General features: G+C 72.0%; 13 protein-coding genes. 3 read left to right on the top strand and 10 right to left on the bottom strand.

What is annotated here, in order from left to right; genetic code table 11:
• Positions 1 to 36 precede the first annotated feature (36 nt).
• Genes E1266_RS13815 through E1266_RS13800 form a run of 4 tightly spaced genes read right to left on the bottom strand, consistent with a single transcriptional unit; the run spans position 37 to position 3,926 of the window.
• Positions 37 to 1,044 (bottom strand): DctP family TRAP transporter solute-binding subunit, encoded by a 1,008-nt coding sequence (locus tag E1266_RS13815; RefSeq protein WP_132046830.1) that lies wholly within the window; start codon positions 1,042 to 1,044, stop codon positions 37 to 39.
• Positions 1,045 to 1,081: 37 nt separating this feature from the next.
• Positions 1,082 to 2,356 (bottom strand): TRAP transporter large permease, encoded by a 1,275-nt coding sequence (locus tag E1266_RS13810; RefSeq protein WP_132046828.1) that lies wholly within the window; start codon positions 2,354 to 2,356, stop codon positions 1,082 to 1,084.
• Positions 2,353 to 2,907 (bottom strand): TRAP transporter small permease, encoded by a 555-nt coding sequence (locus tag E1266_RS13805; protein WP_132046826.1) that lies wholly within the window; start codon positions 2,905 to 2,907, stop codon positions 2,353 to 2,355. Before E1266_RS13805 ends, E1266_RS13810 begins: the two co-directional genes overlap by 4 nt.
• A complete protein-coding gene (locus tag E1266_RS13800; protein ID WP_132046824.1) occupies positions 2,907 to 3,926 on the bottom strand; it encodes an alcohol dehydrogenase catalytic domain-containing protein in 1,020 nt (339 codons plus the stop codon). Before E1266_RS13800 ends, E1266_RS13805 begins: the two co-directional genes overlap by 1 nt.
• A gap of 169 nt (positions 3,927 to 4,095) precedes the next feature.
• On the opposite strand from E1266_RS13800, the gene E1266_RS13795 reads away from it, so the two are divergent.
• Positions 4,096 to 5,109 carry a LacI family DNA-binding transcriptional regulator gene (locus tag E1266_RS13795; protein ID WP_132046822.1) on the top strand — a complete coding sequence of 338 codons (1,014 nt, stop codon included), beginning with the start codon at positions 4,096 to 4,098 and terminating at the stop codon, positions 5,107 to 5,109.
• Positions 5,110 to 5,129: 20 nt separating this feature from the next.
• On the opposite strand, the gene E1266_RS13790 is transcribed toward E1266_RS13795, so the two are convergent.
• The 6 genes from E1266_RS13790 to E1266_RS13765 all read right to left on the bottom strand — a co-directional run bounded on the left by E1266_RS13790 (position 5,130) and on the right by E1266_RS13765 (position 11,909).
• Entirely contained in the window at positions 5,130 to 6,053 is a 924-nt protein-coding gene (locus tag E1266_RS13790; protein WP_132046820.1) for a DUF6282 family protein, read from the bottom strand.
• Positions 6,050 to 7,249: an L-2-hydroxyglutarate oxidase gene (lhgO, locus tag E1266_RS13785; RefSeq protein ID WP_132046818.1), complete on the bottom strand. Its 1,200-nt coding sequence runs from the start codon at positions 7,247 to 7,249 to the stop codon at positions 6,050 to 6,052. Before lhgO ends, E1266_RS13790 begins: the two co-directional genes overlap by 4 nt.
• 170 nt (positions 7,250 to 7,419) lie before the next feature.
• Complete coding sequence (locus tag E1266_RS13780; protein WP_132046816.1) at positions 7,420 to 8,640, bottom strand: RNA-guided endonuclease TnpB family protein; 1,221 nt, start codon at positions 8,638 to 8,640, stop codon at positions 7,420 to 7,422.
• Positions 8,637 to 9,203 carry an IS607 family transposase gene (locus tag E1266_RS13775; RefSeq protein ID WP_132046813.1) on the bottom strand — a complete coding sequence of 189 codons (567 nt, stop codon included), beginning with the start codon at positions 9,201 to 9,203 and terminating at the stop codon, positions 8,637 to 8,639. Before E1266_RS13775 ends, E1266_RS13780 begins: the two co-directional genes overlap by 4 nt.
• Before the next feature lie 100 nt (positions 9,204 to 9,303).
• Positions 9,304 to 10,386: a maleylacetate reductase gene (locus tag E1266_RS13770; protein WP_132046811.1), complete on the bottom strand. Its 1,083-nt coding sequence runs from the start codon at positions 10,384 to 10,386 to the stop codon at positions 9,304 to 9,306.
• Between the two features lie 50 nt (positions 10,387 to 10,436).
• A complete protein-coding gene (locus E1266_RS13765) occupies positions 10,437 to 11,909 on the bottom strand; it encodes an NAD(P)/FAD-dependent oxidoreductase (RefSeq protein WP_132046809.1) in 1,473 nt (490 codons plus the stop codon).
• 156 nt (positions 11,910 to 12,065) lie between these two features.
• On the opposite strand from E1266_RS13765, the gene E1266_RS13760 reads away from it, so the two are divergent.
• Positions 12,066 to 12,653, top strand: a complete 588-nt coding sequence (locus E1266_RS13760) for a TetR/AcrR family transcriptional regulator (RefSeq protein WP_165950452.1) — start codon at positions 12,066 to 12,068, stop codon at positions 12,651 to 12,653.
• Positions 12,654 to 12,779: 126 nt separating this feature from the next.
• Positions 12,780 to 14,639, top strand: a complete 1,860-nt coding sequence (locus tag E1266_RS13755) for an FAD-dependent oxidoreductase (protein ID WP_132046805.1) — start codon at positions 12,780 to 12,782, stop codon at positions 14,637 to 14,639.
• Positions 14,640 to 14,682: the final 43 nt, after the last annotated feature.

Raw genomic sequence — 14,682 nt, 5'->3', positions numbered from 1 at the left:
CGCGCGGCGGGCGCGGCGAGCCGGGCACGTGCGGGGTCAGGGGGCGGCGGAACGGATCGCCTTGTACAGCTCCGCCTGCTCGCCTTCGAGGTTCTCGGCGAAGTACTTCCCGGCCTTGTCGGTGAACGCCTTGGTGTCGACGTCGTCCACGATCGTGGGCTCGCCCTTGCTCTTCCACTCGGCGAGGATCTTCGCCTCGTCCTCCTCGATGCACTTCCGGTTGGCGGCGCGGGTGTCCGTGACGGCCTTCTGGAGTGCCTGCTGCTGCTCGGACGAAAGCTTCTTCCAGCTCTCCTCGTTGATGACGATGAGCTGCGAACCGGTCTGGTGGCCGGTCAGGCTGACGTGCGTCTGGACCTCGTCGAGGCTCTTCTCCGCGATCGTCGGGATCGGGTTCTCCTGTCCGTCGATCGTCTTGCGCTGGAGGGCGAGGTACAGCTCTTCGAACGCGACCGCGGTGGGCGTCGCTCCGACGGCCTTCGCGTTCTCCAGGTAGATCTTGGAGTCGGGGAACCGCATCCGCAGCCCCTTGAGGTCATCGGGCTTGCGGATCGCCTTGTTGGCCGAGAAGTGCCGCATCCCGAAGTACCAGACACCCAGGACGCGTGTGCCGGTCGCCTTGCCGAAGTCGTCCTTCAGCTTGGTTCCCTGCTGCCCGTCGAAGAAGGCGAACAGGTGGTCGGGCCCGTCGAACACGTAGGCCATGTCCAGGACGCCGATGGGCGCGTAGGCCCCGGCCAGCGCGGACGATCCCTGCACGTCCATGTCGAGGTCGCCGGACCTGACGGAGGTGAAGCGCGTGTCGTCGTTGCCGAGCTGGCTGTTGGCGAACGTCTCGACCGTCACGCCGAGGTCCTGGCCGTTGACCGTGTCGGCGACGGCCTTGATGCCGCAGCGCGTGTGCGGATGGTTGTCGGTGTAGCTGTTGGCGAAGGAGAGCTTGACGTCCGCTCCGTCGTCTCCGCTGTTCATCGCGGCGCAGCCCGTCGCCAGAACGGCCGTGGTGGTCAGGGCCAGCAGGGCTTTATTCGGGGGTTTCGGCATGTGCCTTGCTCCTCACAGGGGGTGGGTGGCCGAGTCGCTACAGACCGAGCAACCGGGGCAGGAAGGTGACGATCCCGGGGATGAACGTCACCAGCATCAGGACGATCAGGAGCGGGAGCAGGAACGGAAGAGTGCCGCGGAACACCTCGTGCACCGGCACCTTCGCGACGGGACTCATGACGTACAGGACCGCGCCGATCGGCGGCGTGAGCAGCCCGATCATCAGGTTCATGATGATGATCACCCCGAAGTGCATGGGGTCGACGCCGAACTCGGCGGCGATCGGCAGCAGGATCGGCACCGTGATCACCAGGACGGAGATGCCCTCCAGGATGGCGCCCAGCAGGATCATCAGCACGTTGACCAGCAGCAGGAACACGAGCGCGTTGTCGGTGAGGCCGAGCATCGTCTCGGAGATGTGCTGAGGGACCCGCTCCCGGGCGAGGATCCAGGCGAGCAGCCCGGACGCGCCGACGATCAGGGTGATCGACGCGGTGGTCGCCGCGGTCTCCTTCGCGATGGGGAACAGGTCCCGCCAGGTGATGCGGCGGTAGGCGGCGCCGAGGACGAGCACGTAGGCGGCGCCGACCGCCGCCGCCTCGGTCGGCGTGAACCAGCCGCCGAGGATGCCGCCCAGGATGATCACGGGCGCGCCGAGCGGGCCGATGACGCGCACCCCCGTGCGGCGGAGCACCTCCCAGGAGAAGGGCTCGCCGCGCAGGTCGCTCCGGCGGCGCAGCAGGAAGTACACGGCGGCGGCCAGTCCCATCGCCATGAGGAACGCGGGCGTGACCGAGGCGGCGAACAGCGCCCCGGTCGACACTCCGGCGATGCCGGCGTAGACGACCGCGGGGATGCTGGGCGGCATGACCGGCCCGAGCAGGCTGGACGCGGCGCTGATGCCCACGGCGAACCGGGGCGGGTAGCCGTTGCGGGTCATCGCGGGGACCTCGACCTTGCCGAGGCCGGCGGCGTCGGCGAGCGCGGAGCCGCTCATCCAGGAGAACCCGAGGCTCACCCCGATGTTGACATAGCCGAGGCTGCCCCTGACCCGGCCGATCGCGGCGAGCGCGAAGTCGAACAGCCGGTCGGCGATGCCGGCGTGGTTGGCGACCACGCCGAGCAGGATGAAGAGCGGGACGGCGAGCAGCGGGAAGCTGTTCACGGCCTCGGTGGCCTGCCGGACGCTCAGTCCCGCCGAGTAGCCCTCGAAGGAGACGTAGGTGAGGCACGGCCCGAGCAGCGCGAACGCCACGGGGACCCGCAGCAGCAGGAGCGCGGCGATGGCCGCGCCGAGGAGCACCATGCTCATGTCTCATCCGCCTCGTGCGTCGGGTGGGTCTCGTCCGCCGGGCGGGTCTCGTCCGTCTCCGGCTCCGGCCGGAAGATCGCGACGACCGAGCGGACGATCGTGAGGAGCAGCCCGGCGAGCGGGATCAGGTAGAAGAGGCGCATCGGCATGCCGAGTGCGGGCGAGGTCTGCCCGTCGTCGTCCATGACCAGCACCCACGCCTCGTAGAGGAGGTTGAGGCAGACGATCGCGACGGTGACGTTGGCGACGATGCCGATGAGGCGCAGCAGCCTGGGCCCGGCGACGATGTCGACCAGTTTCAAGGCGATGTGGCCGTCGCGCGCGGCGAGGTAGCCAGACATGGCGAAGGTGAGCCAGACGAAGGCGAACCGCGCGAGTTCGCCCGTCCACACCCAGCCGCCGGTGGGCAGGTAGCGCTGCACGGCCTGCAGCAGCGTCAGCAGGCCGATCACCGCGAGCAGCACGCTCCCGGTGACGGCCTCGGCCGTGGACAGCGCCCGCAAGAGACGGCCGGGCCGGCGTCCCGCCGGCACGGCGGCGGCAGAGGTCATCAGTGGTCCTCTCCCCAGTCGGACAGGTCGATCCAGGTCTTGCCGGGGGCCGTCCGGGCCTCGGCGAACGCGCGGTCGGCCTGGGCCGGAGGCACGCCCGGGCGCAGCAGCCCGGCGAGCCGGGGGGCCGCTCCGGCGGCCGCCGCGACGGTCGCGGCGAAGTCGTCCGGGTGGTCGTAGATGAGGGAGCCGCGGACCTGGAGCTGCCGCCGGGTCAGCTCCATCGTCGACAGCCCGACCGGTTCGCCGCTCATGCCGATCACCATGACGGTCCCGCCGGTCGCGACTCTATGGGCCGGGGTCTCCCAGGCCGCGGGGACCCCGGCGGTGTCGAACACGAACGGGAAGGCGCGCCCGCCGTCCGGCGGGACGGGGCGGGCCCCGATCCGCTCGGCCACCGCGACCCGGTCGGCGCGCGGGTCGGTGACGTACACGCGGGCCCCGGCCTCGGCGAGCGACAGGCAGGTGAGCAGGCCCTGCGATCCGGCGCCGACGACGAGGCAGTCGGTGCCCGGGGCCACGCCGGCGCGGCGGACCGCCGACCGGGCGACCGCGAACGGCTCGACGCACGCCAGCACCTCGGCGCCCACCTCGGCGCCCACCTCGGCACCGGCCTCGGCGGGCAGCGGCCAGGCGAACCGCGCGGGGACGGCGACCCGTTCGGCGAGCAGCCCCGGGACCGTGATGCCGGGGCTCAGCCGGTTCTCGCATCCGGACGTCATGCCGCGGGTGCACGGCGGGCAGGAGAAGCAGCAGTAGTTGGGCTCCACCACCACCCGCTGGCCCACCTGGCGGTCGCGTACGTCCGGGCCCACGGCGACGATCCGGCCGCCGCCCTCGTGCCCCGGCACCCAGGGCAGCGCGGGCGTGGGCCGGGTGCCGTCGTGGACGCCGAGGTCCGACCCGCACAGGCCGACCGCCGCCATCTCGACGACCACGTCCTGCCGCCCGGGTTCCGGTTCGGCCCAGGAGTCCACGACCTCGACGCGCCGTGGTCCGGTCAGCACGATCGCCCGCATGTGATCCGTTCTTCGCTCGCGGGTGGCGGGCCGCACTGTGACCCCCACCACATGTCTGCAATGTGTCGTTGACACTAAAATGGCTGGTCGTGGGATGGCAAGCGGTTGCCAAAAGTTTCCATCTGCGAGACTGTCCCGGCGCACGCGGGACCGAGCGGAGGGGCGGCGGATGGCCGGGGGAAGAGCGGGCGGCGGACGGCCGACGATCTACGACGTGGCGAAGGACGCCGGGGTCTCGCCGTCCACGGTGTCGCGGGCGCTGTCCAACCCGGGGCGCGTCAACGCCGTGACCGCCGCCCGGGTGGCCGAGGTCGCGGCCCGGCTCGGCTACCGCGCGAACACCCTCGCCCGCGCGCTGCCCTCGGGCCGGACCGACACCCTCGCGCTGTTCGTCTCCGACATCACCAACCCGCACTTCTTCGGGGTCATCCGCGGCGCCGAGCACCAGGCCCGCGCCGCGGGCTGCACGCTCATCGTCGGGGACACCCAGGAGTCGCCCGAGGTCGAGGCCCGCAACATCGAGCGGCTCGGCCCGTCGGTGGACGGCTACGTCATCGCGGCGAGCCGGATGTCCGACGAGGAGATCGTCAAGCTCTCGGCCGGGCACCGCCTCACGCTGATCAGCCGGCAGGTCGGCGACGTGCCCAGCGTGATCGTCGACCACGCCGAGGGCACCCGGCAGATCGTCGAGCACCTCGCCTCGCTGGGCCACCGCTCGATCGTGTTCCTCGGCGGGCCGCCCCGCTCCTGGCTGGGCGCCCGCCGCTGGGAGTCGCTGGTCGCGGCGGCGGACCGGCACGGCATCGCCGCCCGGCGGATCGGGCCGTTCCCGCCGACCATGGCCGGCGGCGCCGCCGCGGCCGACGCCGCGCTCGGCACCGGCGCCACCGCCGCCGTCGCGCACAACGACCTGCTCGCCATCGGGGTCCTGCGCCGCTGCGCCGAGCGGGACGTGTCCGTGCCCGCGGACCTCAGCGTCGTCGGCTACGACGACATCTTCGGCGCGGACTTCTGCTCCCCGCCGCTGACCACCCTCGCCGGCAAGTACGAGGAGTCCGGCCGGACCGCCGTCGACATGCTGCTCGCGATGCGCGACCGCGACGGCATCCGCCCGCCCCGCGCCCGGGTCGTCCTCCCGTCCCACCTCGCCATCCGCCGCTCCACCGGCCCCGCCCCGCGCTGACAGGACTCGGGCGCGGGGGCTCAGTCGTCGGCGGCGGCGAGGCTGCGGGAGTTCAGGACGGCCATCCGGTGCACCTCGTCCTCGGTGAAGCCCTCTGCCAGGAGGCGGTCGGCCATCAGGGCCATGCCGTCCTCGACGGGCGGGTTGAAGGGCTGGCCGAGGTCGCTCGACAGGACGGAGTGCTCGGGCCCCACGGCGCGGATGTTCTCCAGCCAGACGCCCCAGGAGACCTTGCCGGTGTAGGCGGTGGTGAAGCAGCGCTCCATGAGGGCGCCCTTCGCCGCGAGCTCCCGCTGCCGGTCGACCGCGACGCGCTGGGAGGTGAACTCGGGGTGGGTGACGACGATGCGCCGCACGCCCGCCTCGACCGCCGCGTCCACGACGGTGCCGATCTCGTCCGCGCTGAGGTGGCCGGTCGCCAGGGTCATGCCGTACTTGGCGATCACCCGGAGCACCTGGCGGGTCGGCTCGGTGATCCGGCCGTCGCCGCCCACGATGTCGACCGGGTCGGCCGCCATCCCCTCGGCGCGCAGCTCGTCCTGGAGTCGCGCCCACATCGGCGGCCGGGCGCCCTCGGGCGCGCTCGCCGTGCAGGCGCGCTGGTTGGCGCTGTCGACGGTGGGCAGCCACACGAACCGGGCGCCGGCGCGGGCGGCGAGCTCCACCGCGAGGGGGTTCATGCCGCCCACCGGACCGTTCAGCGTGATCGCCCCGACGACGTCGACCCCGGGGACTGCGGCGCGCACAACGGCGGCGCGCTCCGCGGTGGAGAAGTAGTGCGACTTCAGCACGAAGCCGCCGAGCCCCGCCGCCGCGAACCGCGGCGCGACCGACAGGTCGTCGATGAGCCGCTCCACCACGTCGGGGGCCACGTGGACGTGCAGGTCGTAGGCGCCCCGGACGAGGTCGCGCGCACGGGCGGAGGGCTTCGGATGCTCGCTCATTTCTTCCCTTCGAGGACGTCGGCGATGTACTCGGCGATGGCCATGGACGAGGTCGCGGCGGGCGAGGGGGCGTTGCGGACGGCGGTGACCGCGCCGAGCCGGTGGATGCGGAAGTCGTCCACCAGGCCGCCGTCGCGGTCGAGGGCCTGGGCGCGCACCCCGGCGCCCGCGCGGACGACGTCGCCGGGCCCGACCTCCGGCACGTACCGCCGCGCCGCCTTCATGTAGGCGCGCTTCGACAGCGACCCGTGGACCTCCCGGACGCCGGTGCGCCAGTGCCGCCGCGCCATCCGCCACGACCCGGCCCAGCCAGCGATGTCGCGCAGGTCCCGCAGCGAGACGTCCGAGCGGCGGTACCCCTCGCGGGCCAGGGCGAGGACGGCGTTGGGGCCGACCTCGACGTCCCCCGACACCCGCCGGGTGAAGTGCACGCCGAGGAACGGGTAGCGCGGATCCGGGACCGGGTAGATGAGGCCGCGCACCAGGTGCGCCTTCGCCGGGACGATCGTCATGTACTCGCCCCGGAACGGGACGATCCGCGGCCCCGGGTCGTCGCCCGCGAGGCCGGACACGACGTCGCCGTGGATGCCCGCGCAGATGACCAGATGGCCGACCCGGACGCGCTCATCGCCCGAGACCACCTCCACCCCCGTGCCGGAGGTCCGGATGCCGGTGACGGGGAAGCCGAAGCGGACCTCCCCGCCCGCCCCGGCGACGTCATCGGCGAACGCTTCGGCGACGCGCGTGAAGTCGGTGATGGCGGTGTGCGGGGAGTGCAGCGCCGCGCGGCCGGCCGCGTGCGGCTCGATCTCCCGGATGCCCGCCGCGTCCAGGCGCCGCATCCCGGGGACGGCGTTCTCGGCCGCCCGCGCCTCCAGGTCGCCGAGGCGGGCCGCGTCGTCCTCGCCGACGGCGACGACGAGCTTGCCGCACTCGTCGTAGGGGATCCGCCGCTCGGCGCAGTACTCGCGCAGCATGGCCCGGCCGCGCGTGCACAGCTCCGCCTTCAGGCTGCCGGGCCTGTAGTAGATGCCCGCGTGCACCACCCCGGAGTTGTGCCCGGTCTGGTGGACGGCGACGCGGTCCTCCTTCTCCAGCACGACGACCCGCGTCCCCGGCCGCCGCCGGGTGATCTCCCGGCCGATCGCCAGCCCGATGATCCCCGCTCCGACGATCCCGACGACCTCGTCAGCCATGCACGTCCCCGCCCATCCCCTGGTGCCCTGCGAGACCGCTCCTTCATACCGTTCGGAGAATCTCAGTGATTCTCGTTCCTGATTCGCTGGCGTCTGCCCCGGCGGGCCGGGGTCCTACGTCGCCTCCACAGGCGTTTTGCGTCTCCGGGGAACTGCCCGGCGACAGGTTGCTATACGACTTGCTGGTCTTGCTGCATGGCGGTCAGCAGGTTGCGGGCGGCGTTGACGTCCCGGTCGTGGACCGTCCCGCAGCCGCACTGCCAGGTCCGGTCGGCGAGGGTGAGTGCCGCGTTCACGGTCCCGCAGTCGCCGCACAGCCGGGACGAGGGGAACCACCGGTCGGCGGCCCACACCTGCGCGCCGTACCAATCGGCCTTGTAGGCCAACTGCCGGTGGAACTCACCGAACCCGAGGTCGGAGAGCGCGCGGGACAGGCGCCGGTTACGGGTCATGCCTGCGACGTTCAGGGTCTCCACCGCGACCGCTCGTTCGGTTCTCGCGAGCGTCGTGGTGGTCTTGTGCAGGAAGTCCGCCCGTTGGTGCGCGACGTCCAGATGGACCTTGGCGACCCGGCGCGCGGCTTTGGCCCGGTTCGCCGCCCCTTTCGCCTTGCGGGACAGGTCCTGGTTGGCGCGGCGGAGCTTGCGCAATGCGGCCTTGAGCGGCTTGGGGGCGTGGATCTCGGTGACGGTGCCGTCGTCGTCCACGATCGTCGCGAACGTCTTGACCCCGATATCGATCCCGCACGCCGGAGCACCCCGCGGGGCATGCCGCGCCCGGTTGACCTCGGTACGGTCGATCTCGATCTGGACCGACAACCACCAGCGGCCCGCCTGCTCCTTCACCGTCGCGCCGATCACCCGCGCGGCGCCGCCGGTGATGCGGCTAGTGAGCCAGGTCATGTCCTCGCGGGTGCGGACCTTCCCGATCCCGGGCAGGTGCACGGCCCGCTGATGGACGGGCCGGGCACGGTCGGCGTCGTAGCGGAACCGGGACCCGTGCCTGCGTTTCCGCCAGCCCGGGAACCCGACGCGGGCGCCTTCGCGGTCACCGGAGCGGGAGTCGAAGAAGTTCTTGAACCCGGCCGCGCGGACCCGGCACGCCTCCTTCGGCACCCGCGAGGACAGCCCCTCTGCTGTGAACCACGGATACCTCCCGGCGTGCTCGGCGCGCCACAGCCGCTCCAGCGCCGGAGCCGACCACGGCACCGGCGTCAAATCAGCCGCCGCGACGCCGTAGGACTGTTCGGCCTCCCGCTGCGCGAGGGCGGCCTTGACCTTCTCCAGGCAGAAGTTCTCCACCACCCGAGACAGCCCGGCGTGCTGCCCAAGCCTGGCGGCCTGCGCCGGAGTCGGGGCCAGTTCCACCCGGTAACCCTGCCGGACGGTCACGCCGCCCCCGCTGCGTCCAAGGCCGCTGCGGCACGCCGCTTGGCCGAGCGCCGCCCGTACAGACGCGCACAGAACCAGGTGAGAACTTCGGTCATGTCTCGCACCAGGTCGTCCTCGACCTCGGTGTCGTCGATCACCACGATCCTGCGGCCGGACGCCGCCAGCGCAGCGGACAGGTGCTCCAGCCCGAACCCGGTGAGGCGGTCGCGGTGCTCGACCACGATCACCCCGGCCGTCGGGTCGGCCAGCAGCCGAGCCAGCTCGGGGCGTTTCCCGTTCAGCGCGGACCCGACCTCGGTCACCACCTCGGCGACCACCAGGCCCATCCCCGTCGCTGCGGCCACGACGCGGCCCGCCTGCCGTTCCAGATCGGGTGTCTGGTCGGTCGAGGACACCTGGCAGTACGCGACCGTGCGGCGCTCCTGGACCGGGGCGGGTTCCATGACCAGGTACCGGCCGGTGGCGGTCTTCACCACCGGGACCGGCATCTGCCCGTCCCGCGCCCACTTCCAGGCGGTCTGGTAATGCACCCCGTTCCGCCGCGCCCACTCCGAAAGCTTCACCCACTGATCGTCCCAGATGAAAACTGAGAAACACTGATGATTCAGCTAACAGACCCCGTTGCCGCCGTCCCCGTCCCGGCCGGGGGCGGCGGCGGGACCGCTACCAGGCCGCCTCAAGGAGGGCCTGCACCTCGGCCGCGGTCGGCGGGCGGGGGTTCGGATACGGGTCGGCCGCGACCCGCTCGGCGACGCCGGGCAGCCCGTCCCGGGGCACGCCCAGCTCGGAGAGGCTGGTCGGGCCCTCGTAGGCGTGGGCCAGCTCCGCGACCATCGCGGCCGGGTCCCCGGTCCCGGTGATCCGGCCGAGTCTGGACGCGGCGGCGGGCGCGGCCGGCAGGTTGAACGCCATAACGTGCGCCAGGAGCATCGTGTGCAGTTCGGCGTGCGGGAGGTCGAACGCGCCGCCCAGGACGTGCGCGAGCTGGTGGTGCAGGCCCATCCGCGTCCGCGCCAGGCAGATCCCCGCCAGCCACGCGGCCGACTGGAGGCGCGCCCTGGCCTCCGTCCCGGACGGATCGTCCAGGACCTCCGGCAGCGCGGCCAGGATGCCGGTGACGGACTCCGTGGCCAGCGCGTCGCTGACCATCGTGGCGTCCGGGGCCCACAGCGCCTCGACGGCATGGGCGAGCGCGTTCATGGCGCTGGTCCGGGTCAGGCCGCGCGGCATCCCGAGCGTCAGCGCGGGGTCGTAGACGACCGTCCCGGGCGCGAGGGCGGGGTCGCGGCGGGTGGTCTTCACCCCGTCCTCGGTCTCGCCGAGGACCGGGGTCATCTCCGAGCCGGCGTACGTCGTCGGTACCGCGACCTGCGGTATCCCCGTCCGCGCCGCCACCGCCTTCGCCAGGCCGATCGCGGACCCGCCGCCGATCGCGACGACGCAGTCCGCGCCCGCCTCCTCGACGACCGCCATGGCCTCCGCCGTCACGGCCACCGGCGTGTGCGGCGCGGGCCGGTCGAACCGCGCCGCCAGCCGCGGGCCGAGGTCCCCGGCGACCTGCCCGGCGGGCGCGGACGCGGACGGGGTCGCGACGAGCAGCGCCCGCCGCGCCCCGAGCCGTTCCACCTCGCCGCCGACGAGCCGGACGGCGCCCGGCCCGACCAGGACACGGGCCGGAAGCATCTCGTGGACGCGGACCTGGACGTCAACGCGATCGGCGGCACTTCGCGAGCGGGGAAGGGACATGTGTCCCTCCTATCCGGCCGCGCACCGCCCCGTCCAGTCAGGCCGGCCCCTCACACAGGCTCCACGTGGTAGTCGGACGGGTCGAGGCGGCGGGTGCGGCGGCGGTAGCCGGTCATGAAGCCGGGCCAGTTGTTGGTGTTGCGGCGGTCGGCGTCGAGGTACCAGCTGTCGCAGCCGCCCCGGTTCCACACGGACGTGCTGAGGCTGCGCTGGGCGGCGGAGTCGAACCCGTCCAGGACGTCGGCGCGGACCTCCAGCGACTTGGCGCCGTCCGCGAGCAGGCGGGCGGCCTGGACGATGTAGGCCATCTGGCTTTCGAGCATGTGGACGATGGAGCCGGAGCCCACGTTCGTGTTGGGCCCGTACATGAGGAAGAAGTTGGGGAAGCCGGTGACGGCCATGCCGAGGTAGGCGCGGGCGCCGTCCTTCCAGGCCGCGTTCAGTTCCTGGCCGTGCAGGCCGATGACGCGCATGGGCGCGACGAAGTCCTGGGAGCGGAAGCCGGTCGCCCAGATGAGGGTGTCGGCGGGATGGTGCCCGCCGTCCCCCGTGCGGAGGCCGTCCGGCGCCACCTCGGTGATGGGGCTGTCGACGACCCGCACGTCGGGCCGGTTGAGGGTCGCGTAGTAGTCGCTGGAGGTAAGGATCCGCTTGCAGCCGGGCTCGTAGCGGGGCCGCAGCCGTTCGCGAAGACCCCGGTCGCGCACCGACAGGAGCGCGAACCCGCACATCGCGCGGATGTGCGCGGACAGCAGGCGGCGGCCGCGCGGCGCGACCAGCGCGGGGTTGAGCAGCAGCTCGAACCACAGGAAGATGCCCAGCCGGGAGAGCTGCTGCACGGCCGGGAGGCGGCGGTTCAGGGTCCGCCGCCAGCGCGGGTAGACGCGGTCGGGCTTGCGGCTGATCCAGTGGGACTCCAGCTGGAAGATCGTCGTCTCGGCCGCGTCCGGGGCGATGAGCGGCACGAACTGGATGGCGCTCGCGCCGTTGCCGACGACCGCGACGCGCTTCCCGCGCAGGTCGTGGCCATGGTCCCAGCGGGCGGAGTGGAAGACGGTGCCGGCGAAGGAGTCCAGGCCGGGCAGCTGGGGGACGGCGGGGTTGCTGAGCTGCCCGCACGCCGCGACCAGGAGGTCGAAGTCGCGGCACGCCCCGTCGCGCAGGTGCAGGCGCCAGTTCCCCGCTCCCGGCACGTATTCCGCGTGCGCGACCTCGGCACCGAACCGGATGTGCGGGAGGATGCCGTACTTGACGGCGCAGTGCCGCAGGTAGCCGAGGATCTCCGGCTGCTCGGCGAAGCGGCGGGACCAGTCGGGCTTGGGCTCGAAGGAGAAGGAGTACAGGTGGGACGGGGCGTCGCAGGCGGCACCGGGGTAGGTGTTGTCGCGCCAGACGCCGCCGAGGTCGTCGGCCTTCTCGAACACGGTGATGTCGGTGAAGCCCGCCCTGCGCAGGCCGATGGCCAGGCCGATCCCGCTGAATCCGCTCCCGACGATGGCGATGGACGGTTCCCTGCGTCCCATGCGCGGCTCCCTGCTCTTCCCGGCTCGCCGGCGGGCGCCCGCGTCGGTGCGGCGGCCCGCACCGACGATCGCCCATAACCGACACTTCTGTCGGTTAGAGTGAAGGCAAGGCGAGAGGGAGTCAAGACGGTGGCGGAAACAAATCCGAAAACGAGAATGCGCGGCCCGGCCCGCAAGGCGCTCATCACCGAGGCCGCGCTGGAGATATTCGCGGACAAGGGCTATCACGCCACCTCGCTCGGCGAGATCGCGAAGGCGGCGGGCGTGGCGCGGACGGTGCTGTACGACCATTTCCCGTCCAAGCGGGTGCTGCTGCTGGCGGTCATGCAGGAGCAGAACACCGCGCTGGTCGAGTACGTGGGCGCGCGGATCACCGGCGCCGGCCCGCCCCGGGAGCGGATGCGGTCGACCATCGACGCCTACTTCAGCTTCGCGCAGAGCAGGCCCGCCGCGCGCAAGCTGCTGTTCGACCGCGCGAACGAGGACGACCCGGAGATCACCACCGTCCGGCAGGGCATCCGGGAGGCGCGGACCCGGGCGGTGACGGCCCTGCTCGGCAACGACATCCGCACGACGGTCGGCCGGGACCCGCACGAGCCGATCGCCGAGGCGATGGTGGAACTTCTCATCACCGGTCTCGACGGCGTCGCGCAATGGTGGGAACGCCACCCCGACATGCCCAGATCGACGCTGGTCGAAGGGGCGATGCGCGTCCTCTGGACGGGTCTCGGCAACGCCGAATAGCGCGGGCACTTCTGGCATCTTCCGGCCACCGCGGGGCTTGACGCCCCCCGGTGGCTTCCGCATAGTTGGGGTCCATTCACAACCGACACCAGTGTCGGTTAACCCCCACCCCGTGAGGAGTGCGCCGTGGAGGACAGGACCCCATCGCAGCCCGAATCGCAGCCCGAACCCGAAGAGAGCGGCGGCGGGAGCGGCGTCGGCCGCCGCCAGTTCGTCACCGGAGCGATCGCGGCGGCCGGCGCGGTGGCGGCGAGCGGGACGCTGGGCGGAGGCACCGCGCACGCGGCCGCCCCCGCCGCCCGGCACGCCGGGCGAACACGCAGATTCGCCGCCGGCCGCCGCGTCGCGATCTTCGGCGGCGGCATGGGCGGGCTCAGCACCGCCCAGGAGCTCGCCGAACGCGGCTTCCAGGTCACCGTCTACGAACGCAAGGCATGGGGCGGCAAGAACCGCAGCATCCCGGTGCCGAACACCGGCACGGGAGGCCGCAAGGACCTCCCGGGCGAGCACGGGTTCCGGTTCTTCCCGGGCTTCTACCAGAACCTGCCCGACACCATGAGCCGCATCCCGCTGCCGGGCGGCGGCAACGTCGCCCAGAACCTGATGGCGGGCAAGGAGGTCAGCGCCTACTACAACGGGACCAAGGTCGTCCTGCCCGCCGCCGGCAGCATCATCGGCACGCTCAGCCCCGAGTCGCTGCTGAACTTCCTCAGCACCGGGATCAACGTGCTCGGCAAGGTCCCGGCCTGGGAGGTCGGCTACTTCCTGCAGAAGATGATCGCCTTCGTCACCAGCGGGCCGAAGCGCCGGTTCCAGCAGTGGGAGCACATGAGCTTCTCCCAGTTCGTCAACGCCCAGAAAATGTCCAAGCCCTACAACGAGCTGCTGGTCGACATGTTCACCGGCACCCTCGTCGCCGCCAAGGCCGACAAGGCCGGCGCCCACACCATGGGCAAGATGGCGGAGGCCTGGGTCTACAGCACCCTGGGCCTCGGCGGCTACAAGGAGCCCGACCGGCTCCTCAACGCCCCCACCAACGAGTCGCTCATCGACCCGTGGATGAACTACCTGCGTTCACTGGGCGTCACCTTCCAGATCGACGCGACGCTGGAGCAGCTCACCGTCCAGGACCGGCAGATCGCCGGTGCCCGGGTCCGGGGGGCGGGCGGCGTCGTCGACGTCCAGGCCGACTACTACGTGCTGGCGGTACCGCTCGAACGCGCGGTCCCGCTGCTCAACGACGACGTCCTGGCCGTCGACCCGTCGCTGCGGTCGCTGCGCGAGCTGACGACGGACTGGATGAACGGCATCATGTTCTACCTGCGGCAGCCGATCAACCTCGGCAGGGGCCACGTGGCCTACGCCGCCCAGCCCTGGGCGCTGACCTCGATCAACCAGGGGCAGTTCTGGAAGAACACGAACATCAGCCGCACCTACGGCAACGGCGAGGTCAACGACATCCTGTCGATGTGCATCTCGGCCTGGGACGTCCCCGGCATCCTCTACGGCAAGCCGGCCCGCGAGTGCACCCACGAGCAGATCTTCAACGAGGTCAAGGCCCAGCTCCGCGCGGCCATCCCGTGGGGCCCGATCGTCCTCAACGACTTCAACATCCACTCGTACTTCATCGACCCGGCCATCACCGGCAACGGCACCCCGAGCGTCGCCAACGAGGAGCCGCTGCTGATCAACAGGCCCGGCTCCTGGAACCACCGCCCCGAGGCCACCACCGCCCTGCCGAACCTGTTCCTGGCCTCCGACTACGTGAAGGCCGACATCAACCTGGCGACCATGGAGGGCGCCAACGAGGCCGGTCGCAAGGCCGCCAACGGAATCCTGGAGGCGTCCGGAGTCAACGAGACCCCCGCCAAGCTCTTCAAGATGTACCTGCCCAACGAGTTCAAGGGCTTCTACGACGACGACGACCGCCGCTTCGACCGCGGCGAGGCCAACGCGTTCGACCTCTGGGACCCGGTCAAGCCGTGATCCCCGGCGAGCCCTGACCCGCCACCCGGCCGGTCACCGGCAC

Origin of the sequence: Actinomadura sp. 7K534, assembly GCF_004348575.1 — a bacterium.
In the GTDB taxonomy this organism is placed as follows: domain Bacteria; phylum Actinomycetota; class Actinomycetes; order Streptosporangiales; family Streptosporangiaceae; genus Spirillospora; species Spirillospora livida.
The sequence above is the reverse complement of the archived record's forward strand: the minus strand, read 5'-3'. Positions and strand labels throughout refer to the sequence as shown.